Origin of the sequence: Cryptosporangium sp. NPDC048952 (genome assembly GCF_043197895.1) — a bacterium.
Taxonomy (GTDB): domain Bacteria; phylum Actinomycetota; class Actinomycetes; order Mycobacteriales; family Cryptosporangiaceae; genus Cryptosporangium.
In genome coordinates this window covers 434,271-453,113 of sequence record NZ_JBICTY010000008.1, presented here as the reverse complement: position 1 = coordinate 453,113, position 18,843 = coordinate 434,271, and the positions used below count along the sequence as shown (strand labels likewise).

Below are 18,843 nucleotides of genomic sequence, written 5' to 3'. Positions count from 1 at the left end.
GCGGGCGCGGATGCGCCGCTCGCGCGGCGGGCACGGGCGCGGGTGCGCCGCAGGCGCGGGTGCGGGTGCGGCGGGCGCGGGCGCGCGGCGGCGCGGGCGCGCGGCGGGGCCCGCACCGGAACTGCAACCGCGCGCCACTCGCCGGGCGCCCGGGCCCACCGATCTAGCCGGTATGACCGACACTCGCATCCCGCGCCGGCCCGCCGCCAAGGCACTGCCCGGCGCGGCCGGCGCGCTTCGCGTCGTGCCGCGCCCCGGATCGATCGCCGCTCAGGCCCGGGCGGGCGCGGTCGGCGCGCCCCGTCCGATCCGCGCCGACCGTGCCACGAATCGGTTCCCGCACATCGACGCGGTACTCGACGCCCGCGCGATCTTCCCGGTGTTCCAGCCGCTGGTCCGCGCCGACGACCGGGCGCTGGTCGGTTACGAAGCCCTGAGCCGCGGCCCCGCGGGCACCCCGTGGGAGGCCCCGGACGCCCTGTTCGCGGCCGCCGCCGAGGTCGGCCGCCTCGCCGAGCTCGACTGGGCCTGCCGTGCCCGCATCGGCCGCGCCGCGATCAGCGCCGGTCTCGACCGGTCCACCGCGCTGTTCGTCAACGCCGAGCCGTTCGCCGCCGCGGCCCCGTGCCCGGACGACCTGCTGCCGGCGATCCGGGAGTCCGAGCGTCGGCTGCACCTGGTCGTCGAGATGACCGAGCGGTCGATCGCCGCCGACCCCGCCGGGCTGCTCACCGCCGCGGCGACGCTGCGTGCCGCCGGCTGCGGCATCGCGCTCGACGACGTCGGCGCGGTTCCCGCCTCGCTGGCGCTGATGCCGCTGCTCGACCCGGACGTCATCAAGCTCGACATGCACCTGGTGCGCCACCCCAACGACCTGAGCACCGCGCGGGTCGTCAACAGCGTGATCGCGCAGGCGGAGCGCTCCGGCGCGGCGATTCTCGCCGAGGGTGTGGAGACCGCGCAGCACCTGGCGACCGCCCGCACGATGGGCGCATCGATCGTGCAGGGCTACCTGACCGGGCGCCCGGCGCCGCTCCCGGTCGAGCACGCCCCGTCGTTGCCGCCGGACCGGCTCTACCGCAACGCCGTCGAGGAACCGACGGGTACGCCGTTCGAGATCCTGTCGCAGAACCGGTCGCCCCGACGTGGCACCAAGGAGTCGCTGCTGACGATCAGCCGGTACCTGGAGACGAAAGGCCTGGACAGCGAGGAGCCACCGGTCGTTCTCAGCTGCTTCCAGCACGACCGCTACCTCACGTCGGCGACCCGGCAGCGGTTCGCGAAGCTCGCGGCGTCCGCAGGTCTCGTGGCCGCGCTCGGCGAGAGCGTGTCGGCCGAGCCGGCTCCGGGCGTGCGGGGAGCAGCGCTGGGGGCGAACGACCCGCTGCGCGACGAGTGGAACGTCATCGTGGTCGGTCCACACTTCGCCGGCGCGCTGGTCGCCCGCGACCTGGGCGACACCGGCCCCGACGGTGAGCGCCGCTTCGACTACGTGCTCACGTACGAGCGGTCGCTGGTGCTGAAGGCAGCGCGGGCGCTGTTGCGCTGGGTCGCACCGGTCGCCCCCGATCACTACCGTTGATTTTCGGCGTGTCTGCATACCCGTCGGTCGCAACGGGTAGGGACGAGAATTACGCCGTTTGTGGATTAATGTCCCGGAGATGGCGCAGCTCGGCACGTCTCCCCCCTTTTTCCGTGCGCTTCTCGAACACCTCGAGACGGCCGTCGTGCTGTGCGACGCCGGGGGGCGGATCCTGCTGTTCAACTCCGCCATGGCCGGCGCCTGCCAACCCGACGAGCTGCGGGTGGGCACCGAACTCAGCCGGATCACCCGCTGCCTGCGCAACCCCGACGGTTCCCGGGTGGTGCGCGGTCAGCTGCCGCTCGGTCGGGCTCTGCGCGGCGAACACATCCGCGACGTGGAGCTCCACCTGGGCACGGACGGACGGCGGCCGCGCACGTACCGCGCGAACGGCGGTCCGGTCTTCGACCCGGACGGCCGCCTGACCGGCGCACTGCTCGCCCTGCACGACGTCACCGAACGCCGACTGGCCTCCCGCTTCGCCGACTGCGAACTCGCCGTCGGCGAGGCACTCGTCCTCGAAGCGACGCTGGCCGAAGCGGGCGCCGGCGCACTGGCGGCGGTCGGCACCCGCCTGTCCTGGCCGTACGGCGAGCTCTGGCTGGCCGACGACGCGGACGAGACCCTGCACCCGGTGGCCCGCTGGGTCGCGCCCGGCCACCAGCCCTCCGACCCCCTCCCCGAGCGGCTGCCCCGCGGCACCGGGCTGCCCGGCGAGGTCTGGGCGACCGGCGTTCCGTGCTGGTACTCCGACGTCACGACCAGCGGCCACCCGAGCCTGGTCGCCACCGCGGGGCGCTACGGGCTCCGGTCGGCGGTCGGCGTCCCGATCCGGACACCGGAGCAGTTCATCGGAGTGCTGGCCCTCTTCGGCTCGTGCGTCGAGGAGCCGGACGAGTCGCTGCTCGCGCTGCTGAGCGGCGTCGCCGCCCACGTCGGCCAGTTCCTGGTCCGGCGAAGAGCCCACGACCTCGCGCTGGAGCTGACCCGCACCCGCGACGACTTCCTCGCGCTCGTCGGGCACGAACTACGCACGCCCCTGACGTCGATCGTCTCGCACACCGAGCTGTTGCTCGCTGACGAGGACGCCATCACCGGCGACAACCGCACGTTGCTCTCCTCCGTCGACCGCAACGCGCACGCACTGCGGTCGATCGTCACCGACCTGCTCGACCTGGCCGGCCTCGAGTCCGGCGACCTCCCGCTCGACCTGGCGCAGGTCGACGTCGCGGAACTGGTGGGTGCGTCGGTGACCGCCATCCGGCCTACGGCCGAATCCAACGACGTCAAGATCGAGATCGACGCTCCGCGGGTGCTGCCGGTTCGCGGCGATCCGGCGCGACTGCGGCAGTTGGTCGACCAGTTGCTCTCGAACGCGGTGAAGTACTCCCCCGACGGGGGCGACGTCCTGGTGTGCCTCGAGCGGCAGGGTGAACGCGCCGAGCTGACGGTTACCGACGCCGGAATCGGTATACCGGAGGCCGAGCGGCCGCAGCTGTTCGAGCGGTTCTTCCGGTCGACGGCCGGGACGGACCGGGGCCTCACCGGCACCGGTCTGGGCCTTCCGCTGGCCAAGGCGATCACCGACCGACACGGCGGAACCATCACGGTGCGCCACGGCCATCCGGGCACGACCGTGGTCGTCACCGTGCCGGTCGAAGGCCCAACGAAGAGGCCTACCCAGGAACGTTGACCGCTATACCGCCGGGGGTCCGCTGGCCCGTACGATGAGCGCCAGTCTCCCGTCCAGCAGCGGCCGCGGGACGTTCCTGCCCCGCTGCCCGTAGGAGGCTCCCGATGGCCCAACTCTCTCCGCCGACCCCGTTCGAGGTACTGATCGTCGACGACGACGCGGGCGACGTGATGATCATCGAAGAGGCGCTGGTCACGCACGGCATCGGCAGCACGCTGCACGTGGTGCCGGACGGCGTCGTCGCGATGCAGTTCCTCCGCCGCGAAGGGGAGCACAAGGACGCGCCGCGCCCGCATCTGGTGCTACTCGATCTGAACATGCCGCGGATGGGTGGCCGCGAGGTCCTCGAGGAGCTGAAAGCGGACGACGAGCTGGCCAGCATCCCCGTGGTGGTGCTGACGACGTCCTCGGCCGACGAGGACATCCTGCGCTCGTACGACCTGCACGCGAACGCCTACGTCACCAAGCCCGTCGACTTCTCCGAGTTCGAGGGCGTGGTAGTCCAGATCGAGTCGTTCTACGGCAACACCGCCCAGTTGCCAGGTCGCAGGCGTTAGGAATCGCTACACGGTTGGCTAAATCGGGAAAATGGGCGATCATTCTCGTAACCGCTAGTAGTTTCTTGGTGGCGGAACGTGAGGATGGACGACCATGATCGATCTGCCGCACCCCCCGCCCGGCGCGACGTCCGGGCCGTACGGCCTGCCGAGGCCCGACCTCGACGAGGCCCACCAGGCCCTGGCCGAGATCTACGCCGAGATCACCGACCGCATCTGGACCCAGATCCTGCACGAGACGGGGCTCTCCGGACGCGAGACCGACCCGGACTCGCTCGACCGGGTCATCGAGGCCATGCAATCCGGCGATCCGATCACCGCTCTGTGCGGCCGGTCGCTGGCGATCCGGGTGGCGGCCTTCGACGCGATCTCCACCGACCGGGAACTGATCGGGAGCCCCGCATGAGCACTCTCCTCCACCACCGCCTGGCCGGTCGTGAGCGCCTCGAGGCCCTGGCCCGCTACGACGTCGACGACCCGCACCTCAAGCAGCAGCTCGACGCGATCTCGATGCGCACCGCGATGCACATGCACATGCCGACAGCGCTCACCACGCTGGTACTCGACAACGCCACGATGATCGCGGGCGGCCACAACGTCGAGGGCTGGCTGCGCGGCGGCCCCGGCGGCCCCGCCGAGTGGTCGCTGTGCACGCAGACCGTCCTGACCGGTGAGCCGTACATCGTCACCGACGCCACCCGCGACCCGGCCCAGTGCACGAACCCGATAGTCGAGCTCGACGGGATGCGCGCCTACGCCGGCGCGCCGTTGATCGCTCCGTCCGGTCAGGTCCTCGGTGCCCACTGCGTGATCGACTCCACGCCGCACGTCTTCAGCGAAGAGGAGATCGCCGAGCTGCAGGCGGCCGCGCACGACGTCGTCGTGGCGTTCGAGCAGCACCCGAGCCGGTACTCCACGGAGTACAAGCCGTCGTTCTTCAACCTCGACTGACGCGGACGGGAACCAGCGCCGGACCTCGTCGAGGTCCGGCGCTGTCGTATGTCAGGCCACCGGGATCAGATCGCTGAGCCCCACCAGGTCGAGCACCCGCTGGGCATACCGTCCGACGTTGCGCAGGTGGAAGTCCGCTCCCTCGGTGTCGGCGGCCTTCCAGCCGTAGACGAGCACGCCGATGCCGACCGAGTCGAGGAACGGGCACCCGGCGAGGTCGACGATCACGTTCCGGCCCGCGTCGAACTCCTTGGCGAGCATCGTGCGCAGCTGCGGCGCCGAATCCGAGTCGAGGTCCCCGACGACACAGATGACCGTGCGGTCGTCGGACTTCCCGACGTCGAAATGCGTTGGCGGCCGTTCCATGGCTGCCCTCCTCACCAGGTGGCATTGGAAGGGCTACCCGGTTAACGGCCGAGACTCACGTCCAGTTCACCCGAGTTTTTCCGCCCGGGGCCGTGGACGTCTGCCTGTCCGTCGGTAACCATCAGAACGGGGGGAGGCGAGCCATGGGCGGGATACTGCACGTCTGCACGGGAAATCTGTGCCGGTCACCGATCGCGGAACGACTGATGGACGCCGGTCTGCACGCCCGGTACGGCGACGTCGCGAACACCGTGGTGGTCTCCAGCGCCGGCACGTCGGCGCCGGTCGGCCAGCCGATCCATCCGCTGGCCGCCGCGGAGTTGACCAAGCGTGGCGTCGGGTCGGGCGACTTCTCCGCGCGCCGATTAGAGGCGGAGGCCGCGGAACGCGCCGATCTGCTGCTGACCGCGACCCGCCGGCACCGTGACCGCATCATCGCCGCGAACCCGCCCCTGCTCGGGCGGGTGTTCACCTGGCGGGAACTGGCCTGGCTCGTCGACGGGCTCGGCAACACGATCGTGCGCGGCGAGCACCTCACCGACCGCGTGCGGAACCTTCCACGAGCCGCCGGGATGCGGCGTGGTTACCTGCGCCCACCGCCGCCGGACGAGTTCGACGTCCGCGACCCGATGGGCGGCACCGAACAGGACTTCAAACAGGCTGCCGCCGAGATCGACGACGCGGTCGTCGCAATCCTCGCCGTGCTGTGAGAGGCCCGTGCTGTGAGAGCCCCGTGCTGTGACCGGCCCCGGGCGTGACCCGGGGCCGTCCACATCAGGCCAGCGCGGCGTCGAGCGAAATCTCGACGCCGGCGAGCGCCTTGCTCACCGGGCAGTTGGCCTTTGCATCGGCCGCGGCGGCGGCGAAGTCCTCGGCGGAGATGCCGGGAACCTCACCGCGGACGGTCAGCTTGATGCCGGTGATGCCGGTGCCCGGCTGGAACGTCACGTCGGCCGTGGTGTTCAGCGCGGTGGCCGGCGTGCCCTTCTGGGCCAGTCCGTTCGAGAACGCCATCGAGAAGCAGGCCGCGTGGGCCGCGCCGAGGAGCTCCTCCGGCGTGGTGGTCGACGCCGCGCCTTCCGAGCGGGCCTTCCAGTTGACGTCGAACGAGCCAAGGCCCGAGGAGTCAAGGTTGACCGACCCCTTGCCCTCGAAGAGGCTCCCTTCCCAGTGCGCGGTCGCGGTGCTGGTCAGTGCCATGTCCGTCTCCAAAGTCACGTAGTACGGGTCATTGGTGAAAGTACCGTGTCGACATATCGAGAACGCCGACCCGCTCCGGAAGATGCATTCGCCCTGATGTGTCCTGTTCTCTCACGCGCTAATCGTGCGCGCGAAGAGAACGGGAATCAGGGTGAGAACGATTCGCACCGTCGTGGCCGCCGCGCTGACCGCAGTGGCCATCCTGGGGATCGACGCGGCACCCGCCGCAGCAGGTACCCAGATCGCCGGCGTCCAAGACCGGTATTCGACGCGGACCATGCCGCAATTCCACTACGTCATCAACGTCCGTGTGCCACAGAACAGCCGGTTGACGCTGTACTACTCATCACGGTTCGATCGGGCACGCCGGTTCGTCACGGTGCGGGCAGGTAGCGGCCAAGGGACGCTGGACGAATGCGCGAAGAATCGGGGCGTGTTGCCGGTCGGGCGGTACACGGTGCGGTTCCGGCCGAACTATCGGGCCGGTAACCCCGCGGTGCGGGGCGACGTCTGGCGGGTCTCCGATCACGTCTGCCGCAATCGAAAGACGGTGCGCAACGACCTGTTCATCCACTCGAGCGGAGCCCCAGGGGCGCCGTTTCGTCATTACCGGACGCTCGGCTGCATCAAGGTCGACCAGGCGGACCGAGCCCGCCTGGCCTCCGCCTGGCGCTCCGCCTGGGGCAACACCCGCGGCCGCCTCGTGGTGACCCGCCGCTAGCGGTCCCGCTAGGACTTGCCAGGGCGCGCCCGAACGGGACCACTCCGGGGCCCACCGGCGAAGCGGTCCCGTTCGGGCCGGTCAGGGCCCGCCCGAACGGGACCGCTCGTCACGAGGCCCAGGGGGGCGTCATCGTGGTGCCGTCAGCCAATGTCGCCGTCAGGCCGACCGTTGTCGTGACCCAGGCCCGCAGGGGCTCGTCGCCGACGACGTCGACCTGGAACTCGGCACCGGCGGGCACCAGGATGACGTCCCCCGCAGCCGCGGCGAACTGCGAGCCGTCGAGCGTCACCCGGGCCGATCCGGCCAGCACCGCCAACACCTCCTCGCGGCTCGGCCGGTGCGGCACACCGGTCGTCCCGGCCGGCACGTCCAACCGCCACGCGCACAACTGCGCACTGCCGGTCGCCGGCCGCACATAGGACGTGAACCGGCTCCCGTGCACCTCGTACTGCTCCGCCGAAGCGGCATCCACCACGGGCATTCCAGACCTCCCAGTTAGTCAAGCAGCTTGACTAAATAGTCAAGCAAGCTGACGAGCATGTCAACCTGAACCCATGGCAGACGAACTCGCGCTCTCGACGCTCCTCCTCGGCGCGGCCACCACGATCGTCGAAGCGATCCACGAGGGCACGGCCCGGCGCGGCTTCGCCGACCTCCGCCCCACCCACGGCTTCGTGTTCGCCCGCCTGGCCCCGGACGGTGCCACCGTGAGCGAGATCGCCGAGCACCTCGGCGTCACCAAGCAGGCCGCGAGCCAACTCGTCGAGGAACTGGTCGGCAAGGGTTACGTCGAGCGTCACCGCCACCCCACCGACGCCCGCGCGAAGGTCGTCGTCCTCACCCGGCACGGCTGGGCCTGCACCCGCGCGGCCGACGAGGCAGCCACCGAGGCCGTCGCATCCTGGATCGACGTCCTGGGACAGGAGCGGGTGTCCGCCCTGGCCAACGATCTCCGACTGGTCGCGGGGCGGGGTCGGCTCCGCCCCGCGGTCTGGTGAAAGCGTTAACACCGCCGCCTCAGCGGGCATTGAACTCCGGGAGCCGAGGAGGCGATCGTGGAGCCGTTGAGCAAGTCCGACCAGATTCTCGTGGCAGGGGTCGTGGTGGCCATCTGCCTGCTGGTCCTGCTCAGTCTGCGCGGCACGCGCCCCGGCGCACCCGCTCGAATGGGTGCGATCGTCGCCGGCATCGTCATGCTGCTCGCCCTGATGGTGGGCTTACGGGCCCACGACCTGACGAATCCGCGGTCCGACGACCAGAAGACCCCGGTCGCGCTGCGGCCGACGACCGCACAGCCCTTCGGTGACGCCGTCGTCAGTGGCGATCCGCAGAGCGGGCTGAGCGTGCGGACCCCGGCGGAGACGACGGCGACGGCCACCTACCCCGCCGGCGCGTACATCGCCGATGCCCGGTACTGCGACGGTCGGCTCGAGACGCGCGTCCGAATCGATGCGGTGAGCGCGCGACCGGACACTGCGGCAGACACCGCGGATGCGGTGGCCGTGGTTCAAGGGGCACCGTCCGGGTTGGTGCTCGGCATCCGAGCGAGTTCCGATCCGGCGACGCCGCCCCCGCTCTCCATTCTGTACACGCCGGAGGACCAGCAGGCTCGCCTCGTGACGGCGGACGGCACCACAGTGGGATCGCTGATCAGCGCGGCGCCGGAGCCGAGCGTTCGGGTCGACGTCCACGACTCGAAGGCCGAGGTGTGGTTCGACGGGCAGCCGATGACGAGCAAAGCGGTTCCGGTTGCCGGAGGATGCGGCGCGGTGCGTTTCAGCGCTTGGGGTGGAAGCGCAGCGCTGCGCAACCTCGTGATCCGCCCGGCGAACTGACCGCTGGGCGGCGGAGTATTCGACCAGCGCTACCCGGCTGGTCGACTACCGCCCCGCCGCCGGGGCCGGCCACGGCTTGACCGGCCGGCCACGGTTTCCGCGTGTGAGCCCAGGTGACTGGGTAATTCTTGCTGTTTCAGGCCAGGTTGAACTCGCCGGACTTGGCGCCCGCGATGAACGACGTCCATCCCGAAGCGGGCAGCACCAACGCTGGCCCACCACGGTCCTTGGTGTCACGCACCGCGACGACAGACTCCATCAGTGCAACCTCGACACAGTTGCCGTTGCCCGTGCTCGCCTTGCTCTTGTGCCACGGAGCGTAAGTGAGATCGATGTTTGCCATATCTTGCCTCAGCTTCCTGCCGACTACGACATGTCACCAGCGGCATCGCGTATCCGTTGTACGGATTGCTCCGGTGTGAGCGCTATGCCACATAGCTTTTCGTGCACGAGGGTATACCCCTCCACCTGATCCGGTTCCTCGAGAGCGATACCCACAGTGAGGTTATCCAGGTACACGACAGAATTGTCGTCCGGATCGGGGAAACTAAGGATGACATAGGGTGTCGTCATCGCGGGGTGCCCGCCGACTGAGAATGGCAACACTTGGATAGTTACATTCGGTAGCGCCGCTAGCTCGACTATGTACTCAAGTTGCTCACACATCACCGTCACGCCGCCGAACGGCCGCAACAGGACTGCTTCGTTGAGCACGACTGAAAACTCCGCAGGCGATTCACCCCGGAGGAGGTCCTGGCGGCGCAGGCGGGCAGCAACCTTGCGATCGACGTCGTCATCGCCCGCAGTGGCACGGAATGCTTCACGGGCGTAGGCCTCGGTCTGGAGCAGACCCGGGACGGCCTCGGCCTCGTACGTGCTGACCTTGACCGCTTCGGCCTCCAACCCGACGTAGAACTCGAACCACGCCGGCAGCACGTCGCCGTAGTTCTGCCACCAACCTCGCTGTTGTGCACCACGTGCGATCTCGATGAGCGGTTCGGAATCCTCGCCAGTGACGCCGTACAGGGCGAGCGCGGCCCGGACGTCTCGAGGCTTGATTCCGATTTGGGCGGTCTCGATCCGGGAGAGGTTGCTCCTGGACATGTCGAGCTGACGGGCGGCCTGCTCGAGCGTCATCCCCGCCTTCTCACGGAGGTGACGGAGTTCTCTGGCGATGCGACGGCGACGAACCGTGGGGCTTCCTGACACGGCGAGAGTGTGGCATTACCCGAACTGGCACACCAGCCTCGATATGCCACCACGCCGAAGTGGGAGTTGCATTGCAGGGGACACGGATGCACTATCGAGACAGAGGTCGTCAGCATGTGACCCGCGGCGTCTACCGGGACCGCCGAGGTGTCATCGCATGTGCACAGCTCAGGCGATGACGCGTGCCCAGCACTTCGAGACCCGGAGAGACCGAATGGCCACGAATGTTGTCGCCTACGTGTACGCGTCCCATACGGACGTTCAGATAGCTCCACGGCGCTGCAGTGGGATTCTCACGCGGCCGTCGGACGACCCGGCGCCCGCCAGAACGTGAGCGATCGACCGTGAACGCGCAAGAAGCACCGACGTACATGTACCCCGGCGTAGGCCACCGACTCGCGGCGCCGGTCACCCTTCCGGCTGCCCCCGTGGCCCCGACCGCGTGGCCCACGCCCGCGCTCGGCGAGTCCGACGGCCCGGTGGGCCCGTTCCGTCTACTGACCTCAGTCGACACCGGTGCAGCGATGCCGCTGCCCGAGGCCGCACCCCCGCTCGCTGACGTGTCGCGAGTGGTGGTCGGCTACATCCGGGCCGCGTCGACGCCGATCGACGCGCTCACCGCGCTGGCCAGGGGCACCGACGACGTCGACGACGACCTCACCGCCCCGTTGGTGGCCGCGATCTCCCGGTACGCCCGCGATCGGGGCCTGACCCTGCTGCGGGTCCACCGCGACGACGTCACCGACGACGACGCGCGTCGTCCCGGCTTCTCGGCCTGTCTGCGCCATCTCTACCTGCGCGAGGCGTCGGGGATCGTCGTTCCGACCTGGTCGCACCTGGCCCCCAACGACGTCCTGCGTCGGGCGCTGCTCCACAACGCGACGTCCGCCGGCGGCACGATCCAGGTCGTCGATTCCGCGGCGGACTAGCTTTCCTCCCCCTCGAGACGGGCCGGACTTCTCCGGCCCGTCTTTTTTGTGCCCGATGACCGAATGAACAGCACTCACGCGCGATCAATGGGACTCCGCATCCGGTGAGGTAACGGGCATCCTGGAAAAATCGACCGAACGGACATCCGCTTCCTTCCGAACGGATCTGCGCGGATCACTCTGCCGGGCAAACCTCCCTATTTACGCAATTAGTGAATGCCGTAGAGCCCAATCGGGGCTGAATTAACACCGATGTGCCTGCTTTGCTCATTCCGCCTGAAACACCAGAGGAGGCAGTAAATGGGAAGCAAGGCACGACGGACGGCTCTTTCTGTTGCGGGACTGGCACTGGCCAGCGGCGCCACGATGGGAATGGCCGCGCCCGCATCCGCGTCCACGCACGCCGGTGACGACTACGCCGCCGGAGGGTACGAGGCCGAGTACGGCTCCGACCACGAGTCCTCGTCCGCGGTCGCCGGTTCCTACACGAAGATCGAGAAGACCGAGGTGAAGTGGGCAGCGGCGGACAAGAAGAAGGACTACTCGGCCGGCAAGGTCAAGGCCGGTTGGGTCAAGGACGACCACGGCCACGGCTCGGACTGCGACGACGAGTGCGACAAGAACCCGGGCTGGCACAAGGACCACGACAAGGGTCACGAGCACGGCAAGTCGAAGTGGAAGCGTGACCAGGTGAAGGGCTTCCACCACAGCTACCGCGCCTGCAAGGCGGCCGGTAAGCGCGGCGTGCACAAGGGCTGGTGGGACTCCTACGACTGCGACTTCACCAAGCGCGGTTACAAGGGCTGGCACCAGAGCTGGAACAAGTGGGGCAGCAACGACTGGCGCTGCCGCGGTACCTGGGTGCTGAACATCCGGTAATTGCGAGCATCTATCACGAATGCCCCGTACGCCACCGTCCTGGCGTGCGGGGCATTGGTGTCAACCCACTGCGAGAAACAGCGTCAATGAACCCGAAGCAGCCGAGACACCGGCGTACTCATTGACGAGCTCCGGCGCCGCTCCGGCATTGGTACCGCGGATAGCGCCGGTTCGTCCGTCCAGAGTGGTGGGCTTGTCGCTGAGCAGGCCGTAGACCGCTCCGTGCCAGGCCGCGGTGACCCGTGGAGCCCGCCGCTCCCCCACCGGCAACTGCCAGATCTCCCGCAGGTCGGACGCGTTGTAGCCGACGACGACCGGCGTCGTGGCGGTGCCGGAGCAGACCACCGTCGTCCGGGCGTCGAACCAGCAGGATTCGAACGCACGCAGGTCGGCGGGGTCACCGGAGTAGCGGCTCGCACCGGTGACGGGGTCGACGAAGTCGAAGTACGCGTCGGCACTGGTGAATTCGCGCCCCTGCACCCCCATCAGCCCGGGACCGAGCGGGAACGAGCGCCCCTGCTGGAGCGGTGTTTCGCTCTTCCACAGCTGGACGCCGTCGGTGAGGCGAAGCCCGACCGTGGACGTCCTGGTCTCGGTGGCTTCGTCCCCGAGCTGGCCAGCCACCACCGTGCCGTCGACGACGGTGGGCTCGAAGTACTGCACCTTCCAGCGGGTGCGGCGGGTCTGCGCGTCGACGACGTACGTGGTGGTGGACGTGTCGACGACGATCGAGTCCAGCGTCACGCCGACCAGCCGGACGTCCTGCACCGGATCGCCCGGGATCGCGTCGATCGTCGCCGACCAGATGACCGCGCCGGTCTGCGGATCGAGCGCGGCCAGCGAGATCGCCCGGTAGCCGGTGACCCGGGTGCTGCCGGTGATCGTGATCGCTGCCGCCACGTAGACGCGCCCCTCGAACAGCACCGGCGTAGTCACCACCGAAGCCTCCGCGCTGGAGACGCCCGGCATGTTGGTGACCCACTCCTCGTCGCCGGAGACGACGTCCCGGCCGGCCAGCGTTGCCCCGTCGACGTAGACGACCGACTGGTCGATGAGGACGGCCGCGACCTGCGGTGCGCCGAAGTCGTCGGCGCGGCGCGGGGCTTTGGCGAGCCGCTGGCCACTGCTCTGGAACCGGCCCGGCGGATCGAACAGGACCGGCTCCGGGGCCGCCGGAGGAGGCTTGGCCGGCGTCGTCGGGGCCGGAGCCTTCGGTTTCTCGCCGCCGCAGGCCGCAACCGCCAGGAGAACGCCGCACACGGCAGCGAGCAGGACTCTCTGGCGCATCACAGCTCGCACGCTAACCAAAGTGGCTCTACGGAATTAGGCGATCACGGATTTATGTCCGAGAGGCCCAATCACGCACCTCCAGACGAGGGACACCGCCGTTGACCGTCAGGAGGGCCTGCTGCCCGACGTGGGTCGGCCGGGCCGTCAGCGACCACTCCGCGGCGGCCGTGGCGTCCCCGCGCGGCGTGGCGACCGCGGCCCGGACGCCGTCCTCGGTGCGGACGACGACGAACGCCTGCCTCGGGGCGCCGTCCCGGTCGTACTCGACGGTTGCGGTCTCGACGACGACGTCGGTCCCGCCGAGGTCGCGGGCGTCCGCCACCTCGAGTCCGTCCGCGCGGGTCGTCACCTCGCCGGTTCCGTACTCGGACCCCGACGGGCGTCCACCGAGGACGACCGCGTGCTGATAGCTCAGGAAGCCCCCGTTGGCGTGCACCAGGCCTTTCTTGTCAGTGCCGCGCAGCCGCGCGTACGCCCGGGCCAGCGAATGCAGCGAGTAGCTGTTCAGCGGGCCGCCGAACGACGAGTGGCCCCCGGTGATCGAGAGCACCGTCTCCCGGGGCAGACCGAGCGCGAGCCCGGCCAGCTTGGGGACGACCGGGAAGCAGCTGTAGACGTCGACGAAGTCCAGGTCGGCCGTCGGCACCGCGGCGCGGTCGATGGCACCGGTGAGCGCGTCGGCCAGCGGGGTCGAGCGGCCGAGCTTCGGGCGGGCGAGCACGTCGGGGAGGTCGTCGGCGCCGGCGGCGGCATGCAGGTGCACGATGCGGTCGGCCGGCACTCCGGCGGCTTCCGCGGCAGCCAGGGACGTCACGATGACGGCCGCGGCCTGGTCGACGAACGGGAGCGCGTTCATCGACAGCGGATAGGGCTCGCAGACCAGACGATTCTTCGGCGTGACCGTGCCGACCTGCTCCGCGCTCAGCGCGGAGGTGTTCCAGGCGACCGGGTTCGTGGCCGCGACCGCGCTCAGGTCGGCGTACAGGCGTGCCGACCAGTCCGCGTTCTCCGCCGGCGTCAACCCGAGGTCGGCCTGCAGGCGGTTCTCGTAGAGCGGATAGACCCGCGTGGGCAGCAGGAGCCCGGCGGTCTGCATGGCCCGGCTTCCCAGGTCGGTGCCGTCGATCGGCGTCGGGCCGCCGGGCCGGGTGCTCCACCCCAGGTCGGCGACCGGGTCGACACCGGCCTTGAGCAGCGCGGTCGCCGAAGCCGTCGCCTCTCCTCCGACGATCAGCGCGGCGCTGCTCTCGCCCGACGCGATCCGGGTCGCCGCCCGGTCGAGCAGGCGGATCGGCCACTGCCCACCGATCGGGCTGTCGTCGCGGTGGCTCGGCGTGGCCCCGACCGCGACGGCGACGTCCACGGACAGCTCGTCGTACGCCCAGCTGGCGGTCCGGACGGTGTAGATCGCGTCGGCAGCGGCCACGAGCTGCGGCGAGCCCGCGAGGTCGAGCGCCTCGAGGATCAGCGCCAGCGGCTCCCGCGCCTCCGCGACCATCCGTTTCCGGTTCGCGCGGACTTCGCCCACGCCGACGAGAACGGGAAGCCGGTCGTTCCTCATGTCCGTGCCTCTCCGAGGTGGGCAGCAGCGGTGAACAGTGCGGTGAGGTGTTCGACGAGTTCCTCGGCGCCGCGCCGCCGCACCACGAGCGCGCCGAGGTCGGTGGGGCCGGAACCGGATTCGTTCGCGGTGGCGCCGGCGATCAGTACCTCGACCACGCCGCCCACCAGCAGCCCGGCCGACAGCAGATCGCTCCGCTTGGCGACGTCGACATCGGCAGTTCGGAGCGGACGCATCAGACGGGCCGCGAGCTCGACGAAGCTCGCCTGCAGCAGCCGCCGCTGCTCGCGGAACTCCGGCGTCGCGAGCGACTCCATCAACGCGACCCGCACCGTCCGCGGATCGGCGATGAAGTACTCGGCCAGCGCGGTCAGCACGTGCCGGGCCTGGGCCTGGACGTCGCCGGAACCGGTGGCGAGCGCGGTGCGGACCACCTGCTCCACCTGCGACGCGATGCGGTCGGTGGTCGCGAGGAACAGCACTTCGCGGCTCGGGAACTCGTCGTAGAAGAAGCGCGGCGACAGTTTCGCGGCCCGGCAGATGTCGGCGACAGTGGAGCCGGCCCAGCCCTTGGTGGCGAACACCTCGACCCCAGCATCCAGGAACTGCTCCCGGCGGCGGGCGACCCGCTCCTCCGGACTCAATCCGCCGTAGACCCTCATCGTGAACGAGACTTTACAACATGAACGACGGCGTTCACGATGGTCCGCATGAGGACCGCCATCTGCGACATGCTCGGGATCGACCTGCCTCTCCTCGCGTTCAGCCACTGCCGGGACGTCGTCGCCGAAGTCAGCCTGGCGGGCGGGTTCGGCGTCCTCGGCGGCTCGATGTTCACCCCCGAGCAACTCGAGACCGAGCTGGCCTGGATCGACGAGCACGTCCAGGGCCGTCCCTACGGCGTCGACATCATCGTTCCGGAGCGTGCCGCCGCGATGCAGCCGGGCGTCGCCGTCGACATGAGTGCGCTGGAGGCGGCGATCCCGGCCGAGCACCGGGCCTACGTCGACGAGATCCTGACGTCCCACGGGGTCCGGCCCGCCGCGGAGGGAACCGCGTCCTGGAACGTGCCGTCGCCGGACGACCTGCTCGACGTGGCGTTCAGCCACCCGATCAAGCTGATCGCCAATGCGCTCGGCGTGCCACCCGCGGTGATGCTCGAGCGCGGGCGGGCCGCCGGGGTACCGGTGGCGGCTCTCGTCGGGGCCAAGGAGCACGCGATCCGGCAGGTCGCGGCCGGCGTCGACATCATCGTCGCGCAGGGCACCGAGGCCGGCGGCCACTGCGGCGAGGTCACCACGATGGTGCTGGTGCCCGAGGTCGTCGAAGCGGTCGCGCCGGTACCGGTGCTGGCCGCGGGCGGCATCGTGACCGGGCGCCAGATGGCGGCCTCGATCGCGCTCGGCGCAGCCGGCGTGTGGACGGGCTCGGTGTGGCTGACCACGCCGGAAGCCGAAACCGCGCCGCACACCCGCGAGAAGTTCCTGAAAGCGACCTCCCGCGACACCGTCCGCTCGCGGGGACGCACCGGCAAGCCGTCGCGTCAGCTCCGCTCGTCGTGGACGGAGGCCTGGGAAAAGCCGAACAGCCCCACGCCACTGCAAATGCCCCTGCAGACGTTGATCAGCGAGCCGGCGCTCCGCCATGTGGACGCGCTGGCCGCCGCCGGCGACACGGGAGCGGAGGATCTCGCCACGTACTGGGTGGGCCAGGGGGTGGGCCTGATGAACGAGGTGAAGTCCACCCGCGAGGTGGTGTACGAGATGGCGACCGACTACGCCGACGCCGCCGAACGTGTCGCCCGTACGCTTGACCCTGACACCGTGTGAGGGCTGAACGTAGATCGGGCCATGTTCACCATCGGAGAATTCGCCACGCTCGGCCGGTTGTCGGTGCGCATGCTGCGTCACTACGACAGCCTGGGCCTCCTGGTGCCCGCGCGTGCGACGTCGGGATACCGCTACTACGCCGCTGCTCAGCTCGCCGAGCTGAACAGGATCACCGCACTCAAGGAGCTCGGCTTCTCGCTCGCGCAGGTCAAGACGATCCTGCACGACGAGGTCAGCACCGACGAGCTGCGCGGGATGCTGCGGCTGCGCCGTGCGGAACTCGACGCGCGCATCGCGGAGGACCACGCCCGGCTCAACGCGGTCGAGGTGCGACTCCGACTCCTCGAGAGTGAGGGAACGATGAGTACCGATGCGGTAGTGCTCAAAGAAGTCGACGCGGTGCGGGTGGCCGCGCTGACCACCACGGTGAGCGCCTTCGACAGCAGCGTGATCGGCCCGACGATCCAGCCGCTCTACCAGCAGCTGTGCGAGCGGTTGGAGGCCGCGGGCGTCCAGCCGGGTCAGGGCATCTCCTACTACGACGGCACCGGCGAGGAGGGACAGCCGATCCGGCTGGGCGCCGCGTTCGAGGTCTCGGTCGGCCCCGATCCGTCGTACGGGTTCGAGATCGTCGACCTGCCGAAGATCCCGACCGCGGCGACGCTGATCCACCACGGATCGTTCGAGACCGTTGACGACAGCTACCAGGTGCTCGCCGCCTGGATCGCCGACCACGGTTACCGTCCGCTGACGCACTCCCGCGAGGTGACGCTGGAGTTCCCCGCGGACAAGGACAAGTGGATCACCGAGATCCAGATGGCCGTCACTTCGACCTGACCGCGTCGAACAGGCGCTGCACGGCCAGCGGCCGGTCCGGACCGCGCCGCAGCACGGTCACGAGCCGACGTAGCTCCAGCCGGATCCGCGACGAGCTGACGTCACTCGCCGTGTCGTGCGCCGCCAACCCGACGCGGGCGGCTTCCTCCGGCTGGCCCGCCCGCGCGAGTGACGTCCCCATCAGCGACAGGAAGTAGGCGCGGTCGCGGCGGGAGAAGCCGCGGTAGGCCTGCCACCGGGCGTGCGCCTCCAGCGCACGCTCGGGTTCGCCGGCCTCGCAGTAGCAGAGCGCCGCCTGCACGGAGAACAGCGGATACGTGTAGCCGGAGCCCAGGTCGTGCTCCCCGGGATCGCCGAGCAGCTCGCGGGCCTCGTGCAGCTTGGCTTCCACGGTCTGCAGGCGCGCGCCCAGCATCGCGTGGGCGCGCGCCTCCTGCTGCGCGGCTTCGGCACGGACCCGTGGCGGCACCTGCCAGGGTCCGTCCTGCGCGGCCCTGGCCAGCGTGAGCATGCGCGGGGCGTCCCGGTCGTCCCACGCCGCCTGGCTCTTGCGGAGCAGCACGTAGCCCTGCATCGCCAGGTCGCCGGCCTCCTGCGCCCACTCGGTTGCGCGGTCCCGCCAGTACGCGGCCTGCACGCGGCCCCCGGCGTCGCGGTAGAGCCAACCGGTGAACTCCGCGGCCCGCGCGCCGACCGCCAGGAGTTGGCGGCGGAGGTCGGTGCGGACGGTCCGGGCGCTGCGGTCGATCGCCCCCACCAGGCCGAGTGCCGCCGGAAGCGCTGCCCGCGGGCCACTCGAACCGTCGTCGCGGGCCAGTAGCCGCAAGCGCTCGCGGAACTGTCCGACGACGTCGCCGTCGAAGTACCGCCGAGCGTCCTCCAGGGCCGCGCTGATCTGGCCCAGGTCGTCCGCGGAGACGGTGGGCAGGCGGTCCTCGGACTCGAGCCCGGACGGAAGCAGCTCCGACGTCAGGTGGGTGAACCGGTCCCGCTCGGTGGCCGACGCCCGCGCCAGGGCCGTGTCCAGCACCGCTTGCATGTCCGGGCGGGGTCGGATGTCACCGCCCGCGGCCTCCCAGTTGGAGATCGTGCGTGCGGCCACTCCGAGCCGATCGGCGAAATCCCGGATGCTCAGCCGCAGCGCCTCGCGCAGTGCCCGCGCCTCACGGCCGGTCCAATGGGTGACGGCAGTCATCCGGCCTCCGGTCCAGGAGATAGACGGTGCCCGGATGTCGCGTCTTCGATGTTGTTTTCAGCGTCGCTGCAGCAGCATTGCAGCGACTCGGGCTGTGACTCGAGTCCCGTGCGTATCAGGCTAGACATACCCGCTCCGCCGCGCCGTCCGGGAGCTGCGACGGAAGCACTCCGGCCGTCGGAGTCCACAGTGGCCGACGGCCGCGC

The 18,843-nt window shown here is 70.0% G+C and carries 22 protein-coding genes; 13 read left to right on the top strand and 9 right to left on the bottom strand.

The window, feature by feature from the left end; genetic code table 11:
• The first annotated feature begins 172 nt into the window (after positions 1 to 172).
• The 5 genes from ACGFY5_RS39375 (at position 173) to ACGFY5_RS39355 (ending at position 4,783) form a co-directional block, all read left to right on the top strand.
• Positions 173 to 1,582 carry an EAL domain-containing protein gene (locus tag ACGFY5_RS39375; RefSeq protein ID WP_392729007.1) on the top strand — a complete coding sequence of 470 codons (1,410 nt, stop codon included), beginning with the start codon at positions 173 to 175 and terminating at the stop codon, positions 1,580 to 1,582.
• A gap of 79 nt (positions 1,583 to 1,661) precedes the next feature.
• Positions 1,662 to 3,275, top strand: coding sequence for an ATP-binding protein (locus tag ACGFY5_RS39370; RefSeq protein ID WP_392729004.1), 1,614 nt, complete (start codon positions 1,662 to 1,664; stop codon positions 3,273 to 3,275).
• Between the two features lie 104 nt (positions 3,276 to 3,379).
• Entirely contained in the window at positions 3,380 to 3,832 is a 453-nt protein-coding gene (locus tag ACGFY5_RS39365; RefSeq protein WP_392729001.1) for a response regulator, read from the top strand.
• A gap of 94 nt (positions 3,833 to 3,926) precedes the next feature.
• Positions 3,927 to 4,238: a hypothetical protein gene (locus ACGFY5_RS39360; protein WP_392728998.1), complete on the top strand. Its 312-nt coding sequence runs from the start codon at positions 3,927 to 3,929 to the stop codon at positions 4,236 to 4,238.
• On the top strand, positions 4,235 to 4,783 hold the full coding sequence (locus ACGFY5_RS39355; RefSeq protein ID WP_392728996.1) for a GAF domain-containing protein: 549 nt from the start codon (positions 4,235 to 4,237) through the stop codon (positions 4,781 to 4,783). The genes ACGFY5_RS39360 and ACGFY5_RS39355 overlap by 4 nt, the downstream gene beginning before the upstream one ends.
• Positions 4,784 to 4,834: 51 nt before the next feature.
• On the opposite strand, the gene ACGFY5_RS39350 is transcribed toward ACGFY5_RS39355, so the two are convergent.
• A complete protein-coding gene (locus ACGFY5_RS39350; RefSeq protein ID WP_392728994.1) occupies positions 4,835 to 5,149 on the bottom strand; it encodes an STAS domain-containing protein in 315 nt (104 codons plus the stop codon).
• Positions 5,150 to 5,292: 143 nt separating this feature from the next.
• On the opposite strand from ACGFY5_RS39350, the gene ACGFY5_RS39345 reads away from it, so the two are divergent.
• Positions 5,293 to 5,859 (top strand): low molecular weight phosphatase family protein, encoded by a 567-nt coding sequence (locus tag ACGFY5_RS39345; RefSeq protein WP_392728992.1) that lies wholly within the window; start codon positions 5,293 to 5,295, stop codon positions 5,857 to 5,859.
• A 64-nt stretch (positions 5,860 to 5,923) separates the two neighbouring features.
• Here the strand turns inward: ACGFY5_RS39345 and ACGFY5_RS39340 are convergent, their stop codons facing one another.
• Positions 5,924 to 6,349, bottom strand: a complete 426-nt coding sequence (locus ACGFY5_RS39340) for an OsmC family peroxiredoxin (protein WP_392728989.1) — start codon at positions 6,347 to 6,349, stop codon at positions 5,924 to 5,926.
• 151 nt (positions 6,350 to 6,500) lie between these two features.
• On the opposite strand from ACGFY5_RS39340, the gene ACGFY5_RS39335 reads away from it, so the two are divergent.
• Positions 6,501 to 7,070 carry a hypothetical protein gene (locus ACGFY5_RS39335; protein ID WP_392728988.1) on the top strand — a complete coding sequence of 190 codons (570 nt, stop codon included), beginning with the start codon at positions 6,501 to 6,503 and terminating at the stop codon, positions 7,068 to 7,070.
• 109 nt (positions 7,071 to 7,179) lie between these two features.
• Here the strand turns inward: ACGFY5_RS39335 and ACGFY5_RS39330 are convergent, their stop codons facing one another.
• The gene (locus tag ACGFY5_RS39330; protein WP_392728985.1) at positions 7,180 to 7,554 is read right to left on the bottom strand and encodes a cupin domain-containing protein; all 375 of its coding nucleotides are present in this window, start codon (positions 7,552 to 7,554) and stop codon (positions 7,180 to 7,182) included.
• A 73-nt stretch (positions 7,555 to 7,627) separates the two neighbouring features.
• Between ACGFY5_RS39330 and ACGFY5_RS39325 the strand changes: the two genes are divergently transcribed.
• Both ACGFY5_RS39325 and ACGFY5_RS39320 read left to right on the top strand, forming a co-directional pair.
• Positions 7,628 to 8,071: a MarR family winged helix-turn-helix transcriptional regulator gene (locus ACGFY5_RS39325; RefSeq protein WP_392728982.1), complete on the top strand. Its 444-nt coding sequence runs from the start codon at positions 7,628 to 7,630 to the stop codon at positions 8,069 to 8,071.
• Between the two features lie 57 nt (positions 8,072 to 8,128).
• Positions 8,129 to 8,908: a hypothetical protein gene (locus tag ACGFY5_RS39320; protein ID WP_392728981.1), complete on the top strand. Its 780-nt coding sequence runs from the start codon at positions 8,129 to 8,131 to the stop codon at positions 8,906 to 8,908.
• Positions 8,909 to 9,044: 136 nt separating this feature from the next.
• Here ACGFY5_RS39320 and ACGFY5_RS39315 read toward each other — a convergent pair whose 3' ends face one another.
• Together ACGFY5_RS39315 and ACGFY5_RS39310 are read right to left on the bottom strand one after the other, a co-directional pair.
• Positions 9,045 to 9,251, bottom strand: coding sequence for a DUF397 domain-containing protein (locus tag ACGFY5_RS39315; RefSeq protein WP_392728979.1), 207 nt, complete (start codon positions 9,249 to 9,251; stop codon positions 9,045 to 9,047).
• Between the two features lie 23 nt (positions 9,252 to 9,274).
• Positions 9,275 to 10,117 carry a helix-turn-helix domain-containing protein gene (locus tag ACGFY5_RS39310; RefSeq protein ID WP_392728976.1) on the bottom strand — a complete coding sequence of 281 codons (843 nt, stop codon included), beginning with the start codon at positions 10,115 to 10,117 and terminating at the stop codon, positions 9,275 to 9,277.
• Positions 10,118 to 10,461: 344 nt separating this feature from the next.
• On the opposite strand from ACGFY5_RS39310, the gene ACGFY5_RS39305 reads away from it, so the two are divergent.
• Together ACGFY5_RS39305 and ACGFY5_RS39300 are read left to right on the top strand one after the other, a co-directional pair.
• Positions 10,462 to 11,046, top strand: a complete 585-nt coding sequence (locus ACGFY5_RS39305) for a recombinase family protein (RefSeq protein ID WP_392728973.1) — start codon at positions 10,462 to 10,464, stop codon at positions 11,044 to 11,046.
• A 300-nt stretch (positions 11,047 to 11,346) separates the two neighbouring features.
• Positions 11,347 to 11,925 carry a hypothetical protein gene (locus tag ACGFY5_RS39300; protein WP_392728971.1) on the top strand — a complete coding sequence of 193 codons (579 nt, stop codon included), beginning with the start codon at positions 11,347 to 11,349 and terminating at the stop codon, positions 11,923 to 11,925.
• Between the two features lie 60 nt (positions 11,926 to 11,985).
• Here ACGFY5_RS39300 and ACGFY5_RS39295 read toward each other — a convergent pair whose 3' ends face one another.
• The 3 genes from ACGFY5_RS39295 to ACGFY5_RS39285 are packed head-to-tail and all read right to left on the bottom strand — an operon-like array spanning position 11,986 to position 15,438.
• The gene (locus ACGFY5_RS39295) at positions 11,986 to 13,212 is read right to left on the bottom strand and encodes a PQQ-binding-like beta-propeller repeat protein (RefSeq protein WP_392729084.1); all 1,227 of its coding nucleotides are present in this window, start codon (positions 13,210 to 13,212) and stop codon (positions 11,986 to 11,988) included.
• A 52-nt stretch (positions 13,213 to 13,264) separates the two neighbouring features.
• Positions 13,265 to 14,776 (bottom strand): acetyl-CoA acetyltransferase, encoded by a 1,512-nt coding sequence (locus ACGFY5_RS39290; protein WP_392728968.1) that lies wholly within the window; start codon positions 14,774 to 14,776, stop codon positions 13,265 to 13,267.
• Positions 14,773 to 15,438 (bottom strand): TetR/AcrR family transcriptional regulator, encoded by a 666-nt coding sequence (locus ACGFY5_RS39285; RefSeq protein ID WP_392728965.1) that lies wholly within the window; start codon positions 15,436 to 15,438, stop codon positions 14,773 to 14,775. Before ACGFY5_RS39285 ends, ACGFY5_RS39290 begins: the two co-directional genes overlap by 4 nt.
• 48 nt (positions 15,439 to 15,486) lie before the next feature.
• Here ACGFY5_RS39285 and ACGFY5_RS39280 point away from each other — a divergent pair, with 48 nt between their 5' ends.
• Together ACGFY5_RS39280 and ACGFY5_RS39275 are read left to right on the top strand one after the other, a co-directional pair.
• Positions 15,487 to 16,605: an NAD(P)H-dependent flavin oxidoreductase gene (locus tag ACGFY5_RS39280; RefSeq protein WP_392728962.1), complete on the top strand. Its 1,119-nt coding sequence runs from the start codon at positions 15,487 to 15,489 to the stop codon at positions 16,603 to 16,605.
• 21 nt (positions 16,606 to 16,626) lie between these two features.
• Complete coding sequence (locus ACGFY5_RS39275; protein ID WP_392728960.1) at positions 16,627 to 17,442, top strand: MerR family transcriptional regulator; 816 nt, start codon at positions 16,627 to 16,629, stop codon at positions 17,440 to 17,442.
• On the opposite strand, the gene ACGFY5_RS39270 is transcribed toward ACGFY5_RS39275, so the two are convergent.
• Complete coding sequence (locus ACGFY5_RS39270) at positions 17,429 to 18,637, bottom strand: helix-turn-helix domain-containing protein (protein ID WP_392728958.1); 1,209 nt, start codon at positions 18,635 to 18,637, stop codon at positions 17,429 to 17,431. The two genes, ACGFY5_RS39275 and ACGFY5_RS39270, sit on opposite strands and share 14 nt — an antisense overlap.
• Positions 18,638 to 18,843 lie beyond the last annotated feature (206 nt).

Bases quoted from the DNA above. Each gene is read 5' to 3' on its own strand.
- ACGFY5_RS39375 (WP_392729007.1), top strand. From the start codon at position 173: ATGACCGACACTCGCATCCCGCGCCGGCCCGCCGCCAAGGCACTGCCC.
- ACGFY5_RS39370 (WP_392729004.1), top strand. From the start codon at position 1,662: ATGGCGCAGCTCGGCACGTCTCCCCCCTTTTTCCGTGCGCTTCTCGAA.
- ACGFY5_RS39365 (WP_392729001.1), top strand. From the start codon at position 3,380: ATGGCCCAACTCTCTCCGCCGACCCCGTTCGAGGTACTGATCGTCGAC.
- ACGFY5_RS39360 (WP_392728998.1), top strand. From the start codon at position 3,927: ATGATCGATCTGCCGCACCCCCCGCCCGGCGCGACGTCCGGGCCGTAC.
- ACGFY5_RS39355 (WP_392728996.1), top strand. From the start codon at position 4,235: ATGAGCACTCTCCTCCACCACCGCCTGGCCGGTCGTGAGCGCCTCGAG.
- ACGFY5_RS39350 (WP_392728994.1), bottom strand. From the start codon at position 5,149: ATGGAACGGCCGCCAACGCATTTCGACGTCGGGAAGTCCGACGACCGC.
- ACGFY5_RS39345 (WP_392728992.1), top strand. From the start codon at position 5,293: ATGGGCGGGATACTGCACGTCTGCACGGGAAATCTGTGCCGGTCACCG.
- ACGFY5_RS39340 (WP_392728989.1), bottom strand. From the start codon at position 6,349: ATGGCACTGACCAGCACCGCGACCGCGCACTGGGAAGGGAGCCTCTTC.
- ACGFY5_RS39330 (WP_392728985.1), bottom strand. From the start codon at position 7,554: ATGCCCGTGGTGGATGCCGCTTCGGCGGAGCAGTACGAGGTGCACGGG.
- ACGFY5_RS39325 (WP_392728982.1), top strand. From the start codon at position 7,628: ATGGCAGACGAACTCGCGCTCTCGACGCTCCTCCTCGGCGCGGCCACC.
- ACGFY5_RS39315 (WP_392728979.1), bottom strand. From the start codon at position 9,251: ATGGCAAACATCGATCTCACTTACGCTCCGTGGCACAAGAGCAAGGCG.
- ACGFY5_RS39300 (WP_392728971.1), top strand. From the start codon at position 11,347: ATGGGAAGCAAGGCACGACGGACGGCTCTTTCTGTTGCGGGACTGGCA.
- ACGFY5_RS39295 (WP_392729084.1), bottom strand. From the start codon at position 13,212: ATGCGCCAGAGAGTCCTGCTCGCTGCCGTGTGCGGCGTTCTCCTGGCG.
- ACGFY5_RS39290 (WP_392728968.1), bottom strand. From the start codon at position 14,776: ATGAGGAACGACCGGCTTCCCGTTCTCGTCGGCGTGGGCGAAGTCCGC.
- ACGFY5_RS39285 (WP_392728965.1), bottom strand. From the start codon at position 15,438: ATGAGGGTCTACGGCGGATTGAGTCCGGAGGAGCGGGTCGCCCGCCGC.
- ACGFY5_RS39280 (WP_392728962.1), top strand. From the start codon at position 15,487: ATGAGGACCGCCATCTGCGACATGCTCGGGATCGACCTGCCTCTCCTC.
- ACGFY5_RS39275 (WP_392728960.1), top strand. From the start codon at position 16,627: ATGTTCACCATCGGAGAATTCGCCACGCTCGGCCGGTTGTCGGTGCGC.
- ACGFY5_RS39270 (WP_392728958.1), bottom strand. From the start codon at position 18,637: ATGACTGCCGTCACCCATTGGACCGGCCGTGAGGCGCGGGCACTGCGC.